At 32.4% G+C, this 22,729-nt stretch carries 23 protein-coding genes; all 23 read left to right on the plus strand.

The window, feature by feature from the left end; all coding sequences use genetic code 11:
• Positions 1-171: 171 nt before the first annotated feature.
• A complete protein-coding gene (locus tag J6Y29_06060; protein ID MBP5427432.1) occupies positions 172-1,770 on the plus strand; it encodes a hypothetical protein in 1,599 nt (532 codons plus the stop codon).
• 119 nt (positions 1,771-1,889) lie between these two features.
• Positions 1,890-2,771: a polysaccharide deacetylase family protein gene (locus tag J6Y29_06065; protein ID MBP5427433.1), complete on the plus strand. Its 882-nt coding sequence runs from the start codon at positions 1,890-1,892 to the stop codon at positions 2,769-2,771.
• Positions 2,772-2,786: 15 nt separating this feature from the next.
• On the plus strand, positions 2,787-3,044 hold the full coding sequence (locus J6Y29_06070; protein ID MBP5427434.1) for a sporulation protein YqfC: 258 nt from the start codon (positions 2,787-2,789) through the stop codon (positions 3,042-3,044).
• An 18-nt stretch (positions 3,045-3,062) separates the two neighbouring features.
• Positions 3,063-4,238: a sporulation protein YqfD gene (gene yqfD, locus J6Y29_06075; GenBank protein ID MBP5427435.1), complete on the plus strand. Its 1,176-nt coding sequence runs from the start codon at positions 3,063-3,065 to the stop codon at positions 4,236-4,238.
• Between the two features lie 19 nt (positions 4,239-4,257).
• A complete protein-coding gene (locus J6Y29_06080; protein ID MBP5427436.1) occupies positions 4,258-6,378 on the plus strand; it encodes an HDIG domain-containing protein in 2,121 nt (706 codons plus the stop codon).
• Complete coding sequence (ybeY, locus tag J6Y29_06085) at positions 6,362-6,850, plus strand: rRNA maturation RNase YbeY (GenBank protein ID MBP5427437.1); 489 nt, start codon at positions 6,362-6,364, stop codon at positions 6,848-6,850. Before J6Y29_06080 ends, ybeY begins: the two co-directional genes overlap by 17 nt.
• 15 nt (positions 6,851-6,865) lie before the next feature.
• Positions 6,866-7,279: a cytidine deaminase gene (cdd, locus tag J6Y29_06090; protein ID MBP5427438.1), complete on the plus strand. Its 414-nt coding sequence runs from the start codon at positions 6,866-6,868 to the stop codon at positions 7,277-7,279.
• Position 7,280: 1 nt separating this feature from the next.
• Positions 7,281-8,171 (plus strand): GTPase Era, encoded by an 891-nt coding sequence (gene era / locus J6Y29_06095; protein MBP5427439.1) that lies wholly within the window; start codon positions 7,281-7,283, stop codon positions 8,169-8,171.
• 93 nt (positions 8,172-8,264) lie between these two features.
• Positions 8,265-8,390: a YqzL family protein gene (locus tag J6Y29_06100; GenBank protein MBP5427440.1), complete on the plus strand. Its 126-nt coding sequence runs from the start codon at positions 8,265-8,267 to the stop codon at positions 8,388-8,390.
• Positions 8,391-8,393: 3 nt separating this feature from the next.
• On the plus strand, positions 8,394-9,134 hold the full coding sequence (gene recO, locus J6Y29_06105) for a DNA repair protein RecO (protein MBP5427441.1): 741 nt from the start codon (positions 8,394-8,396) through the stop codon (positions 9,132-9,134).
• 45 nt (positions 9,135-9,179) lie between these two features.
• Positions 9,180-10,511: a 30S ribosomal protein S12 methylthiotransferase RimO gene (gene rimO, locus J6Y29_06110; protein ID MBP5427442.1), complete on the plus strand. Its 1,332-nt coding sequence runs from the start codon at positions 9,180-9,182 to the stop codon at positions 10,509-10,511.
• Positions 10,495-11,112, plus strand: coding sequence for a CDP-diacylglycerol--glycerol-3-phosphate 3-phosphatidyltransferase (pgsA, locus tag J6Y29_06115; GenBank protein ID MBP5427443.1), 618 nt, complete (start codon positions 10,495-10,497; stop codon positions 11,110-11,112). The genes rimO and pgsA overlap by 17 nt, the downstream gene beginning before the upstream one ends.
• Positions 11,113-11,152: 40 nt before the next feature.
• Positions 11,153-11,329, plus strand: a complete 177-nt coding sequence (locus tag J6Y29_06120; protein ID MBP5427444.1) for a hypothetical protein — start codon at positions 11,153-11,155, stop codon at positions 11,327-11,329.
• Positions 11,326-13,962 (plus strand): DNA polymerase I, encoded by a 2,637-nt coding sequence (polA, locus tag J6Y29_06125; protein MBP5427445.1) that lies wholly within the window; start codon positions 11,326-11,328, stop codon positions 13,960-13,962. Before J6Y29_06120 ends, polA begins: the two co-directional genes overlap by 4 nt.
• Before the next feature lie 23 nt (positions 13,963-13,985).
• Positions 13,986-14,540, plus strand: coding sequence for a lytic transglycosylase domain-containing protein (locus J6Y29_06130; GenBank protein MBP5427446.1), 555 nt, complete (start codon positions 13,986-13,988; stop codon positions 14,538-14,540).
• Between the two features lie 11 nt (positions 14,541-14,551).
• A complete protein-coding gene (locus tag J6Y29_06135) occupies positions 14,552-15,601 on the plus strand; it encodes a M42 family metallopeptidase (GenBank protein MBP5427447.1) in 1,050 nt (349 codons plus the stop codon).
• Positions 15,592-16,599 (plus strand): M42 family metallopeptidase, encoded by a 1,008-nt coding sequence (locus J6Y29_06140; GenBank protein ID MBP5427448.1) that lies wholly within the window; start codon positions 15,592-15,594, stop codon positions 16,597-16,599. Before J6Y29_06135 ends, J6Y29_06140 begins: the two co-directional genes overlap by 10 nt.
• A 16-nt stretch (positions 16,600-16,615) precedes the next feature.
• On the plus strand, positions 16,616-17,599 hold the full coding sequence (locus J6Y29_06145) for a M42 family metallopeptidase (GenBank protein ID MBP5427449.1): 984 nt from the start codon (positions 16,616-16,618) through the stop codon (positions 17,597-17,599).
• A gap of 21 nt (positions 17,600-17,620) precedes the next feature.
• Entirely contained in the window at positions 17,621-19,195 is a 1,575-nt protein-coding gene (locus J6Y29_06150) for an ankyrin repeat domain-containing protein (protein ID MBP5427450.1), read from the plus strand.
• 162 nt (positions 19,196-19,357) lie between these two features.
• On the plus strand, positions 19,358-20,530 hold the full coding sequence (nifS, locus tag J6Y29_06155; protein MBP5427451.1) for a cysteine desulfurase NifS: 1,173 nt from the start codon (positions 19,358-19,360) through the stop codon (positions 20,528-20,530).
• 17 nt (positions 20,531-20,547) lie between these two features.
• On the plus strand, positions 20,548-21,000 hold the full coding sequence (gene nifU, locus J6Y29_06160) for a Fe-S cluster assembly scaffold protein NifU (protein ID MBP5427452.1): 453 nt from the start codon (positions 20,548-20,550) through the stop codon (positions 20,998-21,000).
• Positions 20,990-22,078, plus strand: coding sequence for a tRNA 2-thiouridine(34) synthase MnmA (gene mnmA / locus J6Y29_06165; protein MBP5427453.1), 1,089 nt, complete (start codon positions 20,990-20,992; stop codon positions 22,076-22,078). The genes nifU and mnmA overlap by 11 nt, the downstream gene beginning before the upstream one ends.
• An 18-nt stretch (positions 22,079-22,096) precedes the next feature.
• A partial coding sequence (locus J6Y29_06170) for an MBL fold metallo-hydrolase (protein ID MBP5427454.1) occupies positions 22,097-22,729 on the plus strand: 633 nt, incomplete at its 3' end.

Raw genomic sequence — 22,729 nt, forward strand, 5'->3', positions numbered from 1 at the left:
TTCACTCCTTATGTAAAATAATTTCGGAAAATATTATATCATATTTGTTTGTAATAATGAATGAAAAAAAATGAAGAAAAGTGGTAGAAAAAATAGTTTTTTTTGCAAAAAATTCATTTGTATATTATCATAGAATAGAGCTTTAAAAAAATAACTGGGAGGGCAATACATATGAAAAATAAACTTTTTCTAAAACTTTATGCTTTAGTATGTTGTGTTGGTATGTGTTTGTTTTTGCAGTATAGAGTGGTTTTTGCATTAGATTTATCGGTAAATTTTGCAACAAAGGATAAGGATAATCAGGAGAGTATACAACAGCAAGATGTATTGTATGCGAAAGAAGAAACTGAAAAGAAGATTAGGAAAAAAATATCAGATACAAAACTGATAGAGGTATTGCATCTTTGTATAGAGGCAAAAGACTATAAAACTATAACAATAAAAAGTAGTTTAACTCCGCAGTTTACAGAAGTTATAGATACACAAAAAGAATTAACTAAAGAGGGATTGTTTTATTTCAAAATATTCCAAAATGCTGTGTATACAATAGTAGCGAATGATGGACAAGAAACTAAAACTATAGAAGTACCAGTTACAATTATAGGGATGTTAGGAGAACGTGACACAGAAAAACCAATAATATTATCTTTAGACTATAAAGAAGGTAATTTTGTATTAGATACAATAGACTTTAAACCAGGATTATATGGTATATTTGAAGATAATGATTCTATGAATCAAATATTAGATTTATCAAAGTTTGGTAACAAAGCGAAGGTGACACATAAAAAAGAAAGCGGTGGATATTGGATAAGGATTTATGACAAAGATGATAACTATAGAGAATGTAAGTTGACAGGGCTTGAACCTCGAGTTAAATCCTGTTATAAGAAGGATACTAAAGTAAAATTAAAAGTATTGGATTCGATTGGCCTTTGGAAAATAACAGAAAAACCTGATGGAAAGACTATAAAAAATTTGAGTGGGAAAGAATCAGAAGTAACAATAAACATTTCTTCGAAGGATGTACCTTGTATATACGTGTATAATCATGCAAACAACTACAAAAAAATAGAATTAGAAGAATATCTGGACGAGCCAGAAGTAACTAAAGCGGTAAAAAGCGGCAAAAATGTAGCATTAGTAGCAAAAGATCCAGTAGGGTTATCAAAGATAACTGAAACTGTTGACGGAGATTCTATACTAAAGCTTATGGGTAAAAATGTTACCGTTAGATTCAATTTAAGTAATGAAGATGTTGAGGATATTTATGTATATGATGAATTTAATAATATAGCAAAAATACATTTGGATGTGGATGAAGAGGGTCCAGATGTAAGTGTTAAAAAAGAGGGTAATGATTATGTTGTTTATGCAAGTGATGAAGAATCGGGAATATGGAAAATAACAGAAGCTAGTACAGATAAAATATTGAAAAATTATATGAAAGACAAATATCCTGCGTTTGTTACAGAAACTTTAGATGGTTTAAATGAAAATGAAGAATATAGTATCAAAGTGTATGATTATGTAGGAAATTCTACTTTAGTCAAAGTTAAAGACGTTCAAGAAGAAGTTATAGAAGAACCAAAAGAAGAAGTAATAGAAGAAGGTACAGAAAAGACCACAGAAGAACCAAAAGAAGAAGTAATAGAAGAAGGTACAGAAAAGACCACAGAAGAACCAAAAGAAGAGGCAATAGAAGAAGGTACAGAAAAGACCACAGAAGAACCAAAAGAAGAAGTAATAGAAGAAAATGCAAATGTTTAAGAAAAAGATAAACAAACATATTCGAAATACAGCGTGTCTTTTGGTGGCATGCTGTATTCTATTTTTTATATTTAAAGAATATAAATATAAAAAATCAAAGTAAAGGACAATAAAAAGATATGAAAAAGAAATTTCTAGTTTGTTCCAATATAATTATATTGGCTTTGTTTTTAATTGTAGCATCCAAAAACAATTCGAAATTTGTTGAACTTGAAGAAAAAGATTATGCAAAAGTTTTTAGTACAGAGATAACGGGCAATTTAATCAATCAGAATAAATTTATAGAAGATATAGCTATGAATACGAATAGCAAGGAAGTGTTACGATGGGGGATAAGAAGGAATAAAGATCACAATATTCCATTTGCTGATCCGGGGACACCAGAGTTGTTAAAAAAGTATAATAGTTATTATGTGGGAGATGCAAGTGGCAAGAAAATATATTTGACATTTGACGAAGGATACGAAAATGGGTACACAGGCAGTATATTAAATACACTAAAAAATGAAAATGTAAAGGCGGTATTTTTTATAACAGGGCCTTACTTAAAGGGTCATCCTGAACTTGTGGAGAGAATGATAAAAGAGGGCCATTCAGTAGGTAATCATACAGTAAATCATCCAAGTTTACCTGAAATAAGCGATCAAAAAATAAAAGATGAAGTGAGAAATTTAGAATATACTTTTTTTAAAGACTTTAATGAACACATGACTTTTTTTAGAGCACCCAAGGGAGAGTACAGTGAAAGAACATTAAAAATTACTAATGATATGGGATATATAAATTTATTTTGGAGTGTAGCATATGATGATTGGTATCGTGATAAAGTAAGAGGAAAGGAATATGCGCACAAAATGGTTACACAAAATCTTCACAACGGAGCAATAATTTTGCTTCATGCAGTATCAAAAGATAATGCAGAGGCACTGGGGGATATAATAAAAAGTGCTCGAGAGTTAGGGTATGAATTTGGAGATTGCAAAAAAGATTTCGTAAGATGATTAGGATGTGGCAATATGACATTAAAAGAAAAAATAAATAAATTTTTAGAATTACCAGAAGAGATAGTATATGATGTTCCTAAAATAACATTAGTAGGTAATTTTTTGCTAATAGAAAACTATAAAAATTTAATGACATACACAAAAGACACAATAAGCATAATTACCAATATAGGTATATTGAAAGTGGAAGGGAAAGATTTTGAGATAAAAAGTATAAGCAAAGAAGAAATTGCAGTAAATGGGACCATAATGAAGGTAGAGTTTTTGTGAAGGGGTTAATATAAAAATATGCAATCTTTTAGGATATGGATTTTATTTAGAGGATATGTTATTATAAGAGTCGAAGGTAAAAATATTGAGAAGTTTATCAATATTTGTGTTCATAGAAAGATATTGCTTATGGATATAAATAGGCATAGGGAGTACACTCTACTTAAGATGTCTGTAGTTGAGTTTAAGAAGATAAGAGATATAATAAAAAAAACTCATTGCAGTGTAAAGGTTATAGACAAAAGAGGTCTTTGTTTTTGGTTTAAAAAATATAAAAAGCGCAAATCTTTTTTAATAGGGAGTGTGGTGTTTGTATCTGTTTTTATGCTCATGTGGTCGTACATTTGGGATATAGAGATAAAGGGATATGAGAAAGAAAGAAAAGTGATTGAGTACTTAAATAGCAAAAACATAAGGGTGGGTATTCTAAAATATTTTGTAGATGTTAATAGAATAGAGTATGAATTGATTATGAATTTTAAAGATTTGTCTTGGGCAGATGTGAAAATACAGGGTACAAAATTGGTGATTAATCTGTCTAAAAGAGCAAAGGTGCCCAAGATTATTAATACGGATATACCCTGTAATATAGTTGCAAAAAGAGATGGAATTATAACGCGTGTACTGGTAAAAAACGGTATTGAAAACGTAAAAGTCGGGGATACTGTGCTAAAGGGAGATGTGTTAATATCAGGAATGATTATTGGAGATGAATCTGATTATACGAAAGTTGTACGTGCGATAGGTGTGGTTACAGCAAAGACTACATACGAACAGAGGGAAGAGGTGAAATGTGTAAAAAAAAATAAAGTATACTCAGGGAAAGTTTCAAATGAATATAGATTTTGTATTTTAGGTAAAGAGGTGTTTAAAGTTGTTTTAGGGAAAGGGACTGACAAGTATGATGAGGTTACTAATATAAAAAAAGTTCGTGTACTTAAAAATTTTGTTATGCCTTTTGAGATAAAAGAAAAAAAGAAGAGATACTATAAGGAAAAAGAGGAAGTATTGCCAATGTCTTTAGCAAGGGAACGAGCGCTTAGTGAGGCAAAGAAAAAGATTTTGGAATGTATTCCTAAAAACGTAGGTATAACAGGTCAAGATGTTGAGTATTTTGAGAATGAAGGTAGGATATTTGTAAGCATTAAAGTTTATGTACATGAAGATATAGGTGAGGAAGAATTAATTTATTAAACTTTTGGAGGAAGTATAAATGGGCACAAAATTAATACACAAGATAAAAATAGCTATGCAAGATGAGAAAAATCAAAAACATATGATAGTTATAGTGACGGTGATATTGGCATTTAGTATTGTCTTTAGTGGCCTTTTACCTAAGAAGTATAAATTGAATGTAGGAGATATTTCACAGTATGATATTACAGCACCAAGAGAAGTAAAAAATGAAATAAAAACAAAAGAGAATCAGGAGTTAGCATATCAGAACGAACCAGTGGAGGTAAAGGAAGATACTGCTACATCTATAGAGGTAATTAGGAGTATAGATAATTTTTTAACTACAATAAAAAACGAACGAAGCTTGCCAAGACCTAAGTTTGATAGAGTTGTTCAAAAGTTAAAATCTAATAACGCTATGCTGACCGGTGAGGTTGATGTAAAGTTTTTGTTATTAGGAATTGATAATAATAAATTTAATAATTTTGAGCATGTTTTAAAATCACTTATTGGAGATACATTGAAGGAAGACATAACAATAGAAAATTTAGATGAAATTATAATAAAGGCACAGATGAAAGTTCAAGAACTTGATATGCCGATGGAGCTAAAAAATATAGGAAGTCTTATAGTAAAAAACATTATAAAGCCAAACAGGATAATTAATGAAGAGGAGACACAAAAGAAAAGAGAGATTGCATATAATGATCCTAAAAATATAGAGATGGTGGATAAGGGACAACGTATAATAAGTGTTGGAGATATTGTAACAAAGGATAAAATACAATTGTTAGAAGACTTAAATATGTTAGAGACTCATGATGAAATAGATTTTGAACTTGTGCTGGGGACATTTGTGTTAGTGGGGCTACTTGCTATGATTGTGGTTATATATGTAAAGTATAGAAAAAACATATTGACTAAGACTAGTGAATTATTTATGGTTTCACTGATAATTGTGATGGAATTGGTGATGGCTCGTGTAGTGGGTGCTTATCAGATTTTTATGATTCCTATGTTTTTTGTAGGAGTGATTATTGCAATTTTATCAGATTTAGGACTAGCCGTACTAATAAATACATTGTTGGCAGTAACAATATCAATTATGCATAGGGGAAGTTTAGAATATATGTATATGACAATAATAAGTGGATCAGCCATGTGTTTCTTTAGTTACAGAGCTAAGCAAAGAAGCAAATTAACGAATGCTGGGATATATGCAAGTATGTTAAATGTAGTTGTTGTGGCTACAGTGTCAATGATAAACAAACGGCCGGTGTCTGATCTAGTAGTGGATTGTATGTTGGCATTTGCAAATGGAATAGTTTCTATAATATTAACAATAGGCGTATTGCCTTTTTTAGAGACTGCATTTAATATAATAACACCAATGCGATTATTGGAGCTATCAAATCCAAACCAGCCTTTGCTAAAACGGCTGCTTTTGGAAGCTCCGGGTACATACCATCATAGCCTTATGGTAGGAAATTTGGCGGAAGCTGCAACCGAAGCTATAGGTGGGAATGCATTGCTTGCCAGAGTTGGTGCTTATTATCATGATATAGGTAAATTAAAAAGACCCAATTTCTTTATAGAGAATCAATCGGGAGAGAATCCTCATGATAAGATGACTCCTAATTTAAGTGCACTAGTGATAATGTCACATACTTATGATGGAGCACAACTTGCAAAGAAGTATAAATTGCCAACTGCTATAATAGACTTGATAATGGAGCATCATGGTACAACAAAGTTGGTATATTTTTATCACAAAGCAAAAAATCAAAGCAAACAGGAGGTATTGGAGGAGAATTTTAGATATCAGGGGCCAAAACCTGGATCAAAAGAGGCTTCTGTTGTTATGTTGGCAGATTCAGTTGAAGCTGCAGTTAGGTCTTTGGCGGTAAAAACAGAAGGGAAAATAGAAAAGTGTATAAGGGACATAATAAAAAATAAGTTAGATGATGGACAATTTGATTTATGTAGTTTAACATTAAGAGACATGGATAGTATAGCAAGATCGTTTATGAAAGTTTTAAGTGGATGTTTCCATGAAAGGGAAGAGTATCCTAAACAGATAGACAAGGAATTAGCATTGTGTGTAAGCAAAATGGGTGATATAGGAAGGAATGAAGTTTTGAATGAAAATCTTAATTGAAAATTTGCAAGATAAAGTGGAAGTGCAAGACGCGTTAAAAGAAAATATAGAGAAGGTGGTCTTACTAAGTTTAGATAAAGAAAATGTTAAGATAGATTCGCAAGTTTCGATATATTTTGTGGATAATGAAAAAATACAAGAGATAAATAAAAAAACTAGGGATGTAGATAAAATAACAGATGTATTAACATTTCCTATTGCAGAGTTTGATAAAGGTAGGTTGAGTTTGTTGTCTGGTGATATAGATATGGATAACGGGCTTTTGATTTTAGGAGATATAGTCATTTCGCTAGAGAAGGCAGTATTTCAGGCAAAAGAGTACGGACATTCTGTGGAGAGAGAAATATTATTTTTGATAACGCATGGGATGTATCATATTTTAGGATATGATCATATGACACCAGCTGACGAAAAAGAGATGATGAATAGGCAAGAGGAGGTATTATCGGAATTGAATATAAATAGAAATTAAGAGGAGGTGTTTTTTGTGACGAATGCAGAGTTGTTGCAATTAGCAGTTAAAGCAAAAGAAAATTCATATTCACCGTATTCTAAATTTAGAGTGGGGGCAGCGTTGTTGTGTGAGAATGGTAAGGTATACAGTGGCAGTAATGTGGAGAATGCATCCATTGGAGCTACTGTTTGTGCAGAGAGAGTTGCCATATTAAAAGCAATTTCTAGTGGAGAGAGAAATTTTAAAAAAATAGCAATATCCGTTGATAGCAAAAATTGGGGATATCCTTGTGGTATTTGTCTTCAAGTCATGACAGAATTTTGCGGAGATGATTTTAAAATAGTAGTAGCCAATAGACAGAATGAACATAAAGAGCTAAAATTAAAAGATGTGTTACCAAATGCATTTAGAAAGAAAGAATTAGATGGTTTTATAGGAGGTTTGTAGTATGAGTTTTAAGTCAGGTTTTGTATCAATAGTAGGAAAGCCAAATGCAGGTAAATCGACCTTATTAAACAGGTTAACAGGAGAGAAAATAGCAATAATTTCGGATAAGCCACAAACAACAAGAAACACTATCCGGACAATAATTACTGATGATAGTAGTCAAATAATATTTATGGATACACCGGGCATACACAAGCCAAAGACAAAGCTTGGCGAGTATATGATAAATGAGATAAACGAATCAGTAAGTAGTGTAGATGTAATAATTTATTTGGTTGATGTAAAGAGAATTTATATCAAGGACGAGGAAAAAGATATATTAGAAAAGTTAAAAAATAGTAACAAGAAGGTTATACTTGGATTAAATAAAATTGATCTTATAGATAAAAAAGAATTATTGCCGATAATTGACAAATATAAGGATGAGATGGATTTTAAAGGAATATATCCGATTTCTGCAAAAGATGGATTCGGGGTAGAAGAAATTTTATTAAAAATAAAAGAATTATTGCCAGAGGGCCCGATGTATTATCCAGAGGACTCCCTAACTGACCAACCAGAAAGAGTGATAGTTGCAGAGATAATAAGAGAAAAAATGTTACGGTTATTGGATGATGAAGTACCACACGGAATAGGTGTAGAAATTATGAGATTTAAAGATAGGGATAATAAAGATTTGATAGATATAGATGCAACCATATATTGTGAAAGAAGTTCTCATAAAGGTATAGTAATAGGAAAAGGTGGGGCAATGCTTAAGAAAATTGGCATGTACGCAAGACAAGATATAGAAAAGATGTTAGGTACAAAAGTTAATTTAAAGCTTTGGGTAAAAATAAAAGATGATTGGAGAAATAGCAATTCAATGCTAAATACTCTAGGATATAAATAATAGGAATATTTTGGCAGGTATTACATAACTCTTTATTGCAGAATATAATAGCATAATAAGCATTGATTAAAAAATGTCAGGAGGGTTTTATATATGTTATTGGAAACAATATGGAAAACTTTTGAGATTACAGGTTCTATAGATGCGTATATGTGCTATAAAGAGATAGAACAGGTTTCCCAGAAGGAAACTAAAGAGAAAAAGGCAGATGAAAAATAAAACATGGAGTTTATTAATTTAAAAGGTATAGTTATAAGGGAAGTTAATGTGGGAGAGGCTGATAGATATATAGACCTCTTCACAGATAAACTTGGGAAAGTAACGATATACGTAAAAAGCGTGCGATCTACCAGGTCACGCAATCTGCTTGGTGCGCAGCTTTTGAATTATTGTGGATATGTTTTGGTAAAAAAGAAAGATAAGTATTATATTTCTTCTAGCGAGCTTATAGAAAGTTTTTATGATATAAGAAATGATATGGTGTCGTTAACGTATGCGGTACATTTTTTAGATATAATAAATAGTGTTATTTGTGAGAACGAAAGTCAAATAGCGCTACTTAAGCTTTTGTTAAATACACTTTATGTATTGTCAAAAAGAAAGAAGGATCCAAAACTTATATGTTCGGTGTTTGAGTTAAGGCTTCTTAAAATATTAGGTTATGAACCAGATATAAAGGAATGTGTGCATTGTGGCAGAGACGAAGGTATAGTGTATTTTGATATTTCAAATGGTGGATTGATTTGTGACTTATGTAAAAAAATATCTAAAAATAAGGTTGTATTAAGAGCGGGTGTGCTAAAAGCATTAAAATTTATATTGGGAGTATCTCAAAAAGATGTGTTTAAATTTAATTTAGATGAAGCGTGTATAAAAGATTTATCCAAATTGTCTAGAAATTATTTAAGAGATAAATTAGATAAAGAATATAATAAGCTTGATTTTTTGGATCATATAAATTAAAATAATAGATAGGTCAAAGAAAGTTTGGAAAGGGAGTAAAAAATAGTGAAAGTGGGAGTTATTTCTTTAGGATGTCCAAAGAATTTGATAGATAGTGAAATTATTTTAGGTATATTGAAAGATAATAAATATGAGATAGTAACAGATAAGGAAGAAGCTGATGCAATAATAGTTAATACGTGTGCGTTTATAGAATCAGCTCAGCAAGAGGCAATTGATACAATACTTGAGGTTTCTAAATTAAAGGGAAAAAAATTAAAAAAGCTTGTTGTGGCGGGCTGTCTTGCACAAAGGTATAAAGATGAAGTAATAAAAGAAATACCAGAGGTAGATGCGGTTTTGGGGACATCAAAGGTTGGAGATGTGTTAAATGTACTAAGTGATGAGAAAGATGGGGATAGAGTTGTTTGTGGATCATTTGGGAATATAGACTATCTAAACAAATCAAGGGTGGTGTCGACAGCAAAACCTACTGCATACTTAAAAATAGCAGAGGGGTGCGATAATTTTTGTACATATTGTATAATACCTAAATTGAGGGGTAGATACGTTAGTAGAAAAATTGAGGATGTAGTAAAAGAAGCAAAAATTTTATCAGACGAAGGGTATAGTGAGATAGTGTTAGTCGCACAAGATGTGACGGTTTATGGAAAGGATTTATACGGGAAGAAACGTATAGTAGAGTTAATACAAGAAATTTCAAAAATAGATAAAGTAAGATGGATACGATTACTTTATTGTTATCCAGAGGAAATAACAGATGATCTGATACAAGAAATGAGAACAAATAGTAAGTTACTTAACTATTTGGATATTCCTATCCAGCATGCAAGTGATTATGTTTTGAAAAAAATGGGTAGAAGAGGTAATAGAGCGCTAATACAGGATGTGATAAAAAAGATCAGAGAAAGTGTTCCTGATGTTGTAATAAGGACATCTCTAATAGTAGGATTTCCAGGAGAAAGAGATGAAGATTTTGTTGTTTTAAGGGATTTTGTAGATAGTATAAAATTTGATAGATTAGGAGTATTTAAGTATTCAAGAGAGGAGGGAACGCCTGCATATAATATGGAGAACCAGGTAAGTGAGAAAGTGAAAGAAGAAAGGTATAATGATATTATGACAATTCAGAACAAGATATCTAAAGAGAAATGTCAAGGCAGATTAGGTAGAATATATGAGACAGTGGTTGAAGGTGTGGCAGATGATGGAATATTTTATGAAGGAAGGACTAGGTACGAGGCGCCTGATATAGATGGTAAAATATATTTTACATCAGGTGAGGAACTAAATATAGGGGATTTTGTATCAACAAAGATAGTAAATGCAGATGATTATGACTTAATAGGGGTGGTAATAGATGAATTTGCCGAATAAGATAACGTTGTCGAGAATTTTTGTTGTGCCGTTGTTTATGCTTTTTGTCATACCAATACCAAGCTGGGTGATCAATCTTCCAGTGCTAACTTTCATGAGAGGGTTAATGCTTGTGTTCAACAATTTTATTATGGTATATGGTAACTACATAGCAGCGGGTATTTTTATTATATTAGCAAGTACAGATGCAGTAGATGGTTATATAGCAAGAAAACATAAAATGGTAACGAAAGTAGGAATATTTTTAGATCCTATTGCAGACAAATTATTAGTTACATCTGCATTGATAGCTTTACTAGAACGTGGAGAGTTGACGGGATGGGCGGCTATGATTATAATAGGCCGTGAGTTTATAGTAACAGGACTAAGACTTGTTTTAGCTGGTGAAGGTGTTGTTGTAGCTGCAAGTAATTGGGGAAAGATTAAAACGATAACTCAAATGGTGGCTATTGTGTTAGCGCTTGTAAAAAATTATCCACTTAGTATGTTTACGGATTTTGCGTTTGACAGAGTTGCTATGTTTATAGCTGTTATAATAACAATATATTCTTTATACGATTACTTAAAAAAGAATATACACATTATAACAAAGCCGAGTTAAGAATATAAAAAGATATATATATATCAAAAGGTGGTAAATAATGATTATAGATGCGATGGTTGATAGATTTGAAGATGGTAATACATATTTTGTTTTAGATGATATAAAAGCAGAAATTAGTATTCCAAACGAAGTAAAAAAAGATGATTTTGAAGTTGGGGACATGGTAAAATTAACAATATCAAATAACGGAAAGGTTACAGTGTTGAGACAATGATTACAAAAAAAATTATGATTATAGACGGAAACAGTATATTAAATAGAGCGTTTTACGGGACGGATATTTTAACGACACCTAAGGGTATGTATACTAATGCGGTATTAGGATTTTTAAATATAATGCTAAAGCATATAAATGAAGAAGATCCAGGTAGCATGTGCGTAGCGTTTGATTTAAAAGCGCCTACTTTTAGGCATAAGGAATATTCGTTGTATAAAGGCCAAAGAAAGGGAATGCCGCAAGAGTTGGCAGATCAGTTGCCTTTAGTGAAAGAAATATTAGATGCAATGAGGATACGTCGAATGGAAGTGCCTGGCTATGAGGCAGATGATATAATTGGGAGTGTAGCTAATTGGGCTAAAAATTCAGGTTATGATGATATAGTTATAATCACAGGAGATAAAGATGCATTGCAGTTGGTGAATAAGAAAGTTCGAGTAAAGTTACTAAGAAGTAAGATGGGAAAACCAATTGTTGATGAATATAATTTGGATAAAATAAGAGATATTTATGAGCTAGAGCCAAAACAGCTTATAGAAGTAAAAGGATTAATGGGAGATACATCAGATAATATACCTGGTGTTAAAGGTATAGGAGAGAAAAATGCATTAGCGTTGATTAGGGAGTTTGGTAATATTGATAATATGTATATTAATATAGATAAGGTTAAGCAGCAAAGAATAAGGCAAAATTTAATTATAGATAGAGAGCTTGCGATGTTATCGAGACGGCTTGGGACAATATTCGAATATTTGGATGTTGCTAGTGAGGATGCAGATTTTTCAGTGAAAGAATATGACAGACCACGTTTGTACAAAATATTAGAAGAGTTAAAATTTAATTCAATGATAGAGAGATTAGGGTTAAGAGATGAAAGTTATAAATTAAATAAAGTTGAAAGAAAAATTAAAGATATAACAAAAGAGGGAGATTTAGAGAAGTTAGTAAAGAGTATACAAAAAGAGGGGAAAGTATATTTCTATTACGAAATGGATGATAAGACAAAGCTTGAGAAGGATTTATCGTGTTTTGTAGTAGCGATGAATGATGTATTTTACAATATAGATTTTGAAAGTATATCAAGTAGTACGTTTTTGAGTTTATTTTCGTGTATTTTTAGAAGTACGAAAGTGGAGAAATATACTCACAGTGCAAAGGATTTGTATTTATTTTTGTTTGTACACAATATAGATTTAAATAATTTGAAGTTTGATTCAAGTTTAGCTGCATATATATTAGATTCTTGTATGAAAAAATTTGATCTTCCTGTGGTAGCGGACAGGTTTTTAGATATTGTGCTTCCAGTGGTAGAACAAGGTGAGGAGAAAAATGAGGCTGTGTTTGTGGAATATGCTGCTATGGTAAAAGATATGGCAATAGCATTAGACAAACAATTAAGGGATAATAATCAAGATAAATTGTATTATGAAGTAGAGCTTCCATTGACTAAGGTTTTGGCAAGTTTGGAGTATTGGGGATTTAAAATAGATAAAAAGCAGCTACAAAGTATGGATAAGTTTTTAGATAAAGAGATAAAGAAAATATCTCAGGAGGTATATATAATAGCTGGAGAGGAATTTAATTTAAATTCACCAAAGCAAGTAGGGAATATATTGGGGGATAAATTAAAGCTTCCATTAAAAAAGGGTAAGCAATCGTATTCAACAGATATAGAGTCATTGTTGCCTTTAAAAGATGAAAATAAGATTGTTGGTTTGATCATAGAATACAGAAAACTAAGTAAACTTAAATCTACGTATACAGATGGGATTATGGAGAAGATAGATTCATCTGATGGAAAAGTACATTCTACATTTAACCAAATGGCTACAGTTACAGGGCGAATAAGTAGTACAGAACCAAATCTTCAGAATATACCAATAAAAAGTGAGGTAGGTAAACGTATAAGAAAGATTTTTGTGCCCTATAGTAAAGAGTTTGTATTTTTAGATGCCGATTATTCACAGATTGAGCTAAGAGTTTTAGCACATATTACCAAAGATGAGAGCCTTATAAAATCATTTTTAAATGGAGAAGATATTCATAGAGCTACTGCAAGTAAGGTGTTCAAAGTTTCGGAAGAGGATGTTACACAGAAGTTAAGAAGTAGAGCTAAAACAATTAATTTTGGTATTGTATATGGTATGGGTGAACATAATTTGTCTAAGGATTTAGGTATTTCTACCAGCGAAGCAAAGGAATACATAGAAACTTATTTTAAGACTCATCCAAAAGTAAAAGAGTATTCAGATGAGACTATTGAGAAGGGTAAGGAGTTAGGGTATGTTTCTACAATTTTTGGTAGGACACGTCCATTGCCAGAGCTTAAGTCTAAAAATAGAAGAGTATATACGGCAGGGAAAAGAGCTGCAATAAACGCACCAATACAAGGAAGTGCGGCAGATATAATAAAGATAGCAATGATTAAGGTTTATGATGAATTAAAGAAAAGAAATATGAAGTCAAGGTTGATATTGCAAGTACATGACGAGTTGCTAATTGAGACACATATAAATGAGGTAGAAGAGGTAAGGTATTTATTAAAAGAGTGCATGGAAAATGCAGTACAATTAGATGTTCCTCTTACAGTAGAGGTAAAGGAAGGATCGAGTTGGTTTGAGGCTAAGTAATGGAAAGGTAGGAAGTATAAAACGTGAGAAAATTAAAGAGTACTCTAGTAGCGATAGTAATATTGATAACAGCTTTTTTGGGTACAGCCAAGGGATTTAGAAAATCCTTTCCAAAAAGATATTTGGATTCTATAGAGCGTTATTCAAGAGAGTATCATGTGGATCCATTGCTTGTCTTGTCGGTTATAAAGGTAGAAAGTGATTTTGATCCTAAAGCGGTATCTTCAAAGGGAGCAATGGGATTGATGCAAATAATGGATTCCACTGCAAATTGGATTAGCAAGAGAATGGGTATATCTAATTATACCCAAGAGATGTTGCTTATTCCCGACAATAACATAAAACTTGGTGTATGGTATTTAAGTTGGTTATATGACAAATATCAAGATATCGATTTGGTTATCGTAGCGTACAATGGAGGCACAGGTAATTTAGATAAATGGCTAAAAGAAAGTACTCTTAGTAGTGATGGTCAAAAACTAGATAGGATACCATTTGAAGAAACGGACAATTATTTATTGAAGGTTAAGTTTACACACAAAATTTATAAGTTTTTGAATTGGGTAGATCTTTTTTAGGGGTGATAAGGTTGGATTGTTTTGAAATGATTAAGGAATTAACCGGTAGTGTTGGAGCATCTGGGCATGAAGAGCATTTGGCAAGCAAATTAAAGGACAAATTTTTTGATTGTGGACTAGATGTATCAATAGACAAGTTTTATAATGTTATTGCCAAGAAAAAAGGAAATGGCAAACTTGGTAAAAGTATTATGATAACAGCGCATTATGATGAAATTGCACTTATGGTCAAATCGATCGATGATAAAGGTTTTATTTCTTTTACTAACATCGGAGGAATTGATTCTAAAATTCTTATATCAAAGGAAGTAATTGTGCATGGGAAAAAGGAGCTTTATGGGATAATAGGGCAAAAACCTCCGCATCTTATGACGAAAGAAGAGTATTCAAAAGTTCAGACTATAAATGAACTAAGTATAGATGTTGGTTATTCGAAGGAACAGTTAAAAGAACTTGTTTCAATTGGAGATATCATAACGTTTAAGTCAGAGCCAGTAATTTTAAATAAAGATTTAATTAGTAATAAAACAATGGATAACCGAAGTAGTGTTGTGGCAATGCTTATGGTAGCTAAACAGTTGTCTAAAATTGATACAGATGTAGATGTATACTTTGTTGCAACTACCCAAGAAGAATTTAATTTGGCTGGATCAGTTGTTGCGTCAAACAAATTAAATCCGGATTTTTCTATAGTAGTGGATGCATGTCATGGAACTATGTCTGAAGTACCAAAAGATGAAACTTTTGAACTAAATAATGGTGTTGTAATAGCGGTAGGACCTAATTTGCATAGAAATTTTACTGAGAAAATTATGGAGGTTGCGAAAAACAAGAAAATGCTTTGTCAGATAGATGTGGAGCCAGGTAACACAGGAACTGAATGTTGGGCGATACAGGTTGCGCGATATGGAATACCAACAGCGTTAATATCAATACCGGTTAAGTATATGCACACAATGATAGAGACTGTGCATATTGAGGATTTAAAAAATGTAGCTAAATTAATAGAGGGTGTATTAACATTGCCGGAAGAAGAATTGGAGGCTTGTTTATGTTATTAAAGGAATTGACCAGTTTAAATGGTGCAGCTGGTGACGAAGACGCGGTTAGAGAGTATATACGTGAAAAAATAGTTGATATAGCGGATGATATTACTATAGACAATATGGGAAATTTAATTGCATTTAAAAGTGGGATTAGCCATGAGAAAAAAATAATGTTGTCAGCACACATGGATGAAGTGGCATTGATAGTGACGGCTGTAAAAGACGATGGTACTATCAAGTTCAGTGATGTTGGAGGTATTGATTCTAGGATATTGTTAGGCCAAAAGGTTGTGATTGGGAAGAATAAAATAAATGGAGTGATAGGATCTAAACCTATTCACATGCAAGATAAGACGGAACGTACTACTCCAATCAAAGAAAAAAATTTATATATTGATATAGGTACAACTCAAAAAGAAGAGACTTTAAAAGTGATAAATTTGGGTGATTATATCTATTTTATTAGTGAGTATACTGAGTTTGGAGATAGTAGAATTAAAGCTAAGGCACTAGATGATAGGGTAGGGTGTGCTATTTTAATAGAAGTTTTAAAGAAAAAATATCCATTTGATGTATACGCATGTTTCACGGTGCAAGAAGAAGTAGGATTAAGAGGGTCAATAGTTACATCTAATAAAATTTGTCCTGATGTAGCTCTTGTAGTAGAGGGGACTACATGTTCTGATGTGCATAATGTAAAGCCTTCAGAATATTCAACGGAATTGGGCAAAGGGGTCGCATTGACTGTAATGGATAGGACGGCAATTGTGGATAAAGAGTTGTTGCGATATCTAGAAGAAGTTGCAAAACAAATTAAAATAAAGTTCCAGTATAAAAAAACAATATCTGGAGGAAATGATGCAGGAAGCATACAACGGTCAGGAAGAGGGATAAAGGTAGCATCTATATCTGTGCCGTGTAGATATATACATTCGCCGGTGTCAGTAATGAGTAAGAACGATTATGAGGACACATTAAAACTTGCGGTAGCATTTTTAGAAAACATGAAATAGAAAAGGGGTAGAAACAATGCTAAAACTGGTAGAGAAACTAACTAAAGCCTTTGGTGTTTCAGGGGATGAAGAGAATATACGTGATGTGATAGAAAAAGAGATTTCTAGTTATGTTGATGAAATTAAGATAGATAGATTAGGGAATTTAGTTGCAGTAAAAAAGGGCACTAATAAAAAAATAATGTTAGCAGCGCATATGGATGAAATTGGTGTGATAGTAACCCACATAGAAGATAATGGATTTTTAAGATTTTCAATGGTGGGTGGAGTAGATTATAATGTGGAAATATCTAGTAGGGTAAAATTTAAAAATGATATAGTAGGTGTGATCTATTTTGAGGAGAAGGCAAACGATAATAATAAAGTGGCTTCATCGAGATATTTTATAGATATAGGTGCGAAAGATAAAGAAGATGCGAGAAAAATGATCAATATTGGTGATACTGCAAGTTTTATAGGTGATATTGTTGTCCAAAATGGTAAGATAATATCTAAGGCATTAGATGACAGATTAGGGGTTTTGGCATTAATAGAAACAATAAAGAAGAATGTAAAAACAGATAATGAAATATATTATGCATTTACAGTACAAGAGGAAGTGGGTGCTCGAGGTGCAAAGGTTTGTGCATATGATATTAATCCAGATTTGGCAATAGCAGTTGATGTTACAGATACGGGAGACACGATGAGTGATAATAATATGGATATAAAATGTGGGGCAGGAGTTGCAATAAAAATAAAAGATAGATCAGTAATAGTTAGCCCTAGGGTGAGAGAATTTTTAATAAAGATAGCCATAGAAAATAATATACCATATCAACTTGAAATTATGGAAGATGGAGGGACTGATGCTGGAGCAATTCACACGTCTGGTAAGGGAATTATAACAGGGGCAGTTTCTATACCTACTAGATATATTCACACAGTGTCGGAGATCTCAGATATTAGTGATATAATGAATACGATAGAATTATTATCTAAAGTGATAAGAGAATTTTGACAAATTGAAAGGACTAGAGTTATGCCATCGAAGGAAGAATTAATAGAAAGGTATAAAAGATTAAATATAGAAAAAATATTAAAATGTATAGAATATATAGAAGATGAAGATGTAAAGATGGAGAAGAAGATAGAAATATTCAAAGTAGCAATAATTTTGAATAAACTTAGTTTTGTTAAGGAGCTTTTAAATGAGGGTATAGACGCAAATGAGAAATTTTCAGAGGGAGGACTTCCACTGGGTTTAGCGTGTTATATAGGAAATATAGAAATAGTGAAGTTTTTGCTAGAAAAAGTAAATGATATAAATGAAGTAGATAATGAACAAAGAACGGCACTACACTGGGCATGTGTTGAGGGGAATAGACAGGTTGTGGAAATTTTATTACAAAAAGGCATAGATGTGAATAAAAAAGATCGAAAGTGCAATACGGCAATAAAAATAGCAGTTATCAATAATGATGAGGGGTTAACCAAATTACTGTTAGATAATGGAGCAAAAGTAAATTTAGTGTATCCTAATGGAGGAACAACTTTGCATATAGCATGTGCTCGAGGGAATTTAGAGCTAATTAATATGTTATACCAAAAGGGCGCAGATATAAATGCAAAGACTAAATCGGGATTGTCTCCACTTCATGTAGCAAGTAGTAAGGGGTATATAAAGGTAGTAAAGGAGTTAATTAAAAGAGGAGCAGATGTAAATAGTACTGCAGAAAATGGGGAAACACCATTACTTATTGCAAGTAGGCTATCTAATTTTGACACAGTAGAAATATTGTTGAAGAACGAAGCGTACATTAATGTAAAATCGCGTGATAATATTTCTGCATTACATTGGGCGTGTACTAAAACTGATATGAAAATGATAAAGTTATTGGTTAATAAAGGGATAAATAAAGATATTCAGTCTAATATATTAGGAGATACTGCGCTACATATATTATGTAGAAAAGGGTATGAAGAGGGGATATCTTTTTTAGTTGAAAAAGGAGCCAATGTGGATATAAGAAATTCTGGCGGGAAGATACCTATAGATATATTGTATGAAGAAAATTTATCAGATATAGCCTGTATTGTTGCTCCAAAATCCAATGCTATGAGCCCACGTATTATTAATTGGGCTATAGATGAGGAAAATTTAGAACTATTAAAAATAATGATTTCGAAAGAAAATTTATTGGAATTGGTTTTAGGGAAATTAGTAGCAAGGAAGAAAAAACATACGCTTAGGGTAATATTAAAAGAATTGTTAATTAGAGATGTGAATGTTAGTATAAGGAAGAGAATAGAGGGCCCTAATTTATCTCGAGAAAACTCTGCTAGCCTTTTAGGAATAGCTGTTGCGAACAATAGTATCGAAATTTCAGATATGCTTATGGAGTATAATTTCAAAAAAAATATTGATAGAGCAAGAAGGTTAAGTGATGTGTTGCATAATGAAGATGCAAATGAATTGCTTAAGGAGCCATTAAATATGGCTAGGAATATAATTAAAAAGAGAAAAGAGCAAAAAGAAAAATATTTTATGCTTGAGTTAAAAATAAAAAATGAGGAAGCTTATAACAAGTATAAATCAGAATGTCAATTACCTTAACTCTAGGGGATTGAGCCTTCAACCAAATTAATTTTTGTGAAGATAAATTACATAGTCTTATTAGGATAAACGATAAAATAATGATTGTCATTAAAGGGGAAATATGATAAACTATACTTTCAAAGGAGCAATTTATAAGAATTAGAAAGAGGGTTTTATTAAATGAAGCAAAAGGTAATATATTTAGATAATGCAGCAACAACTAGAATGAGGCAAGAGGTATTAGATGCTATGTTGCCGTATTTTATTGAAAATTATGGTAATGCTTCTAGTGTATATTCTGTTGGAAGAAAGAGCAAAGCTGTGTTAGATGAAGCAAGGACTAGTGTAGCAAAATCACTAGGAGCTAAAGATAGGGAGATTTTCTTTACAGGTGGTGGGTCTGAATCAGACAACTGGGCTATAAAAGGAGTGGCTTTTGCGAACAGATCTAAGGGAAATCATATAATAACTACAAAGATAGAGCATCATGCAGTTCTTCATACATGTCAGTATTTAGAAAAACAAGGATTTGAGGTAACTTATCTTCCAGTTGATAAAGATGGGCTTGTGTCGTTAAAAGATTTGGAAGATGCAATAAGGCCTACAACTATTTTGATAACTGTTATGTTTGCTAATAATGAGATAGGAACTATTGAGCCTATAAAAGAAATAGGAGCAATTGCAAAAAAACATAACATATACTTTCATACCGATGCAGTTCAGGCGGTAGGGCATGTTCCTATAAATGTTAGTGAATTAAATATAGATCTTATGTCTTTTTCTAGCCATAAGTTTTGTGGTCCTAAGGGAGTAGGAGGTTTATATATAAAATCTGGCGTAAAAATAGATTCGCTTATTCATGGTGGGGCACAAGAAAGAGGAAAAAGGGCAAGCACAGAAAATATAGCGGGTGTAATTGGTATGGCAAAGGCGTTAGAGCTTGCGGTAACAGAGATGGAACAAGAGAATAAAAGAATTTTAACATTAAGGGAAGAATTAATAAATCAAATTTTTGAGAAAATACCACATGTTAGATTGAATGGATCCAGAGAAAAGAGACTCCCATCTAACGTGAATTTTTCTATACAGTATATAGAAGGAGAATCGTTGTTGCTGATGTTAGACATGATGGGGATATGTGCGTCGAGCGGATCAGCGTGTACATCTGGGTCATTAGATCCATCGCATGTATTGTTGGCGATAGGTTTGCCGCATGAGATAGCACATGGGTCACTTAGATTGTCATTAGGTAGAGAAACAACAAAAGAAGATGTAGAAGAAGTTTTAAGAGTATTACCAGGTATAGTGGAAAGACTAAGGGATATGTCACCATTATATGATAAAGAAAAATAGAAGGGGCGATAATAAGGATGTATAGCGAAAAAGTTATGGATCATTTTATGAATCCAAGAAATGTTGGAGAAATAGAAAATGCAGATGGAGTAGGTCAAGTAGGAAATGCAAAATGCGGAGACATAATGAGGATGTACTTAAAAATAAAGGATGGAGTTATAACAGATGTTAAGTTTAAAACATTTGGATGTGGAGCTGCAGTAGCAACTAGCAGTATGGCGACTGAGCTTGTTAAGGGAAAGACCATAGATGAGGCTCTTACTGTAACTAATAAGGCAGTAGCTGAAGCGTTAGATGGGCTACCTCCAATAAAGATGCATTGTTCGAATTTAGCAGAAGAGGCTATAAGGGCCGCAATTAATGACTACAAAAAGAAAAATGGTATGCCAGTTGATGAAAAGGAATGTAATGGTTGTTGTAAGTGTAGTGATATATACCATTTAGAGGAGAAAGAGGATAATGCCAAATAAGAAAGTTATGATAGGAATGAGTGGAGGCGTCGATAGTTCTGTCGCTGCCGCTCTTTTAAAACAACAGGGTTATGAGGTAATAGGGGTGACTATGCGAATGTGGTCAATATGTGACGAGGAAGATGGAAGACCTAGCGCCTGTTGTTCGTTATCAGCAGTAGAAGATGCAAGAAGGGTAGCAAATAAGCTTGAGATAGATTATTATGTTATGAATTTTAAAGATTTATTTAAGGAGAAGGTTGTAGATACATTTGTGGAAGAATATCGCAATGGATGTACACCAAACCCATGTATAATGTGTAATAAGTTTTTGAAATTTGATGCACTATTGAATAAGGCAAAAGCTATGGGAGTTGATTATATTGCTACTGGTCATTATGCAAGAATTGGATATAATAATACTACAGGAAGATATGAATTAAAAAAATCTGCAACGAAGCAAAAGGATCAAACGTATGTACTGTATAATTTTACACAAGAGCAATTATCAAGGACGCTTATGCCTAATGGAGAGTACACTAAGGAAGAGATAAGAAAGATAGCAAAAGATTTGGGGCTATTGGTAGCGGATAAACCGGATAGTCAGGAGATATGTTTTATACCAGATAATGATTACAGAAAATTTATAGAGGATTATACGGGGAAGAGTGCGCAAATAGGAGATTTTGTAGATACCAAGGGAAGAGTGCTAGGAAAACATAAGGGTATTACAAATTATACTATAGGTCAAAGAAAAGGATTAGGGATTACGTTTGGCAAGCCTATGTTTGTTGTAGATATAGATGTAAAAAATAATAGGGTAGTGTTAGGAGAAGAAGAAAAGGTATTTAGTAAAGTATTAACGGCAAAGGATGTGAATTTTATATCTATAGAAAGTTTACACGGGCCGTATCGAGTTACAGCTAAGATAAGATCTACGGCTTTAGAGGCAGCTACAGTTATTTATCCATTGGAGGATGGACGGGTTATGGCTAATTTTGATGAGAAACAAAGAGCAATTACTAGGGGACAAGCAGTTGTATTTTATGATGGAGATGTTGTGGTTGGTGGAGGAATAATAGAGAGTGGGAGAATTTAATAGAAAGGGAAATTATATATGGGAAAAGGTATGTTAAAAATTTTTTGTGTATTGATAGGAGCTGTGGTAGCTTTTATCATCATAATAAGAGGTTTTGTGTTTTTTTATCCTAGTATAGGAAAGATCCCAAATAAAGAAAGAAGAGAAAAGTATGCGAAAAAAAGTGATTTATATTATGAAGATAAGTTTCATAATATAGAGGATACGATAGTTAAGGAACCTAAGTATGGTTCAACCAAATCACACGAGGTTGTGCCTACAAAGAAAATTCCTGTATGTAATATAAAAAAGTTCCCTAAACCGCAAAAGAATAAAGTTACTATTACATGGCTAGGACACTCCAGTATTATGATACAGATGGATAAGAAGAATATATTAATTGATCCAGTTTTAACTAAGTATGCTTCTCCATTTGGTTTTATTGGAGTAAAGAGGTTTAACGAATCACCTATAAAACTGGAGGATGTGCCAATAATAGATGTGTTGCTAATTTCTCATGATCATTATGACCATTTAGACTATAAAACAATAAAGAAAATAGATAACAAAGTTAAAAAGTACGTGGTACCATTGGGAATAGAGAGTTATCTAGAAGGGTGGGGAGTCGATGGCGAAAAGATAACCATATTGAATTGGTGGGAAGATGAAAAG

It is taken from the genome of Clostridiales bacterium, assembly GCA_017961515.1.
Lineage (GTDB): Bacteria > Bacillota > Clostridia > Acetivibrionales > RGIG10202 > RGIG10202.

Coding starts and splice junctions, on each gene's coding strand:
- nifU (MBP5427452.1), top strand. CDS start 20,548: ATGTATAGCGAAAAAGTTATGGATCATTTTATGAATCCAAGAAATGTT.
- mnmA (MBP5427453.1), top strand. CDS start 20,990: ATGCCAAATAAGAAAGTTATGATAGGAATGAGTGGAGGCGTCGATAGT.
- J6Y29_06060 (MBP5427432.1), top strand. CDS start 172: ATGAAAAATAAACTTTTTCTAAAACTTTATGCTTTAGTATGTTGTGTT.
- J6Y29_06145 (MBP5427449.1), top strand. CDS start 16,616: ATGCTAAAACTGGTAGAGAAACTAACTAAAGCCTTTGGTGTTTCAGGG.
- J6Y29_06150 (MBP5427450.1), top strand. CDS start 17,621: ATGCCATCGAAGGAAGAATTAATAGAAAGGTATAAAAGATTAAATATA.
- nifS (MBP5427451.1), top strand. CDS start 19,358: ATGAAGCAAAAGGTAATATATTTAGATAATGCAGCAACAACTAGAATG.
- yqfD (MBP5427435.1), top strand. CDS start 3,063: ATGCAATCTTTTAGGATATGGATTTTATTTAGAGGATATGTTATTATA.
- J6Y29_06100 (MBP5427440.1), top strand. CDS start 8,265: ATGTTATTGGAAACAATATGGAAAACTTTTGAGATTACAGGTTCTATA.
- pgsA (MBP5427443.1), top strand. CDS start 10,495: ATGAATTTGCCGAATAAGATAACGTTGTCGAGAATTTTTGTTGTGCCG.
- J6Y29_06080 (MBP5427436.1), top strand. CDS start 4,258: ATGGGCACAAAATTAATACACAAGATAAAAATAGCTATGCAAGATGAG.
- J6Y29_06065 (MBP5427433.1), top strand. CDS start 1,890: ATGAAAAAGAAATTTCTAGTTTGTTCCAATATAATTATATTGGCTTTG.
- J6Y29_06140 (MBP5427448.1), top strand. CDS start 15,592: ATGTTATTAAAGGAATTGACCAGTTTAAATGGTGCAGCTGGTGACGAA.
- ybeY (MBP5427437.1), top strand. CDS start 6,362: ATGAAAATCTTAATTGAAAATTTGCAAGATAAAGTGGAAGTGCAAGAC.
- J6Y29_06070 (MBP5427434.1), top strand. CDS start 2,787: ATGACATTAAAAGAAAAAATAAATAAATTTTTAGAATTACCAGAAGAG.
- recO (MBP5427441.1), top strand. CDS start 8,394: ATGGAGTTTATTAATTTAAAAGGTATAGTTATAAGGGAAGTTAATGTG.
- polA (MBP5427445.1), top strand. CDS start 11,326: ATGATTACAAAAAAAATTATGATTATAGACGGAAACAGTATATTAAAT.
- era (MBP5427439.1), top strand. CDS start 7,281: ATGAGTTTTAAGTCAGGTTTTGTATCAATAGTAGGAAAGCCAAATGCA.
- J6Y29_06120 (MBP5427444.1), top strand. CDS start 11,153: ATGATTATAGATGCGATGGTTGATAGATTTGAAGATGGTAATACATAT.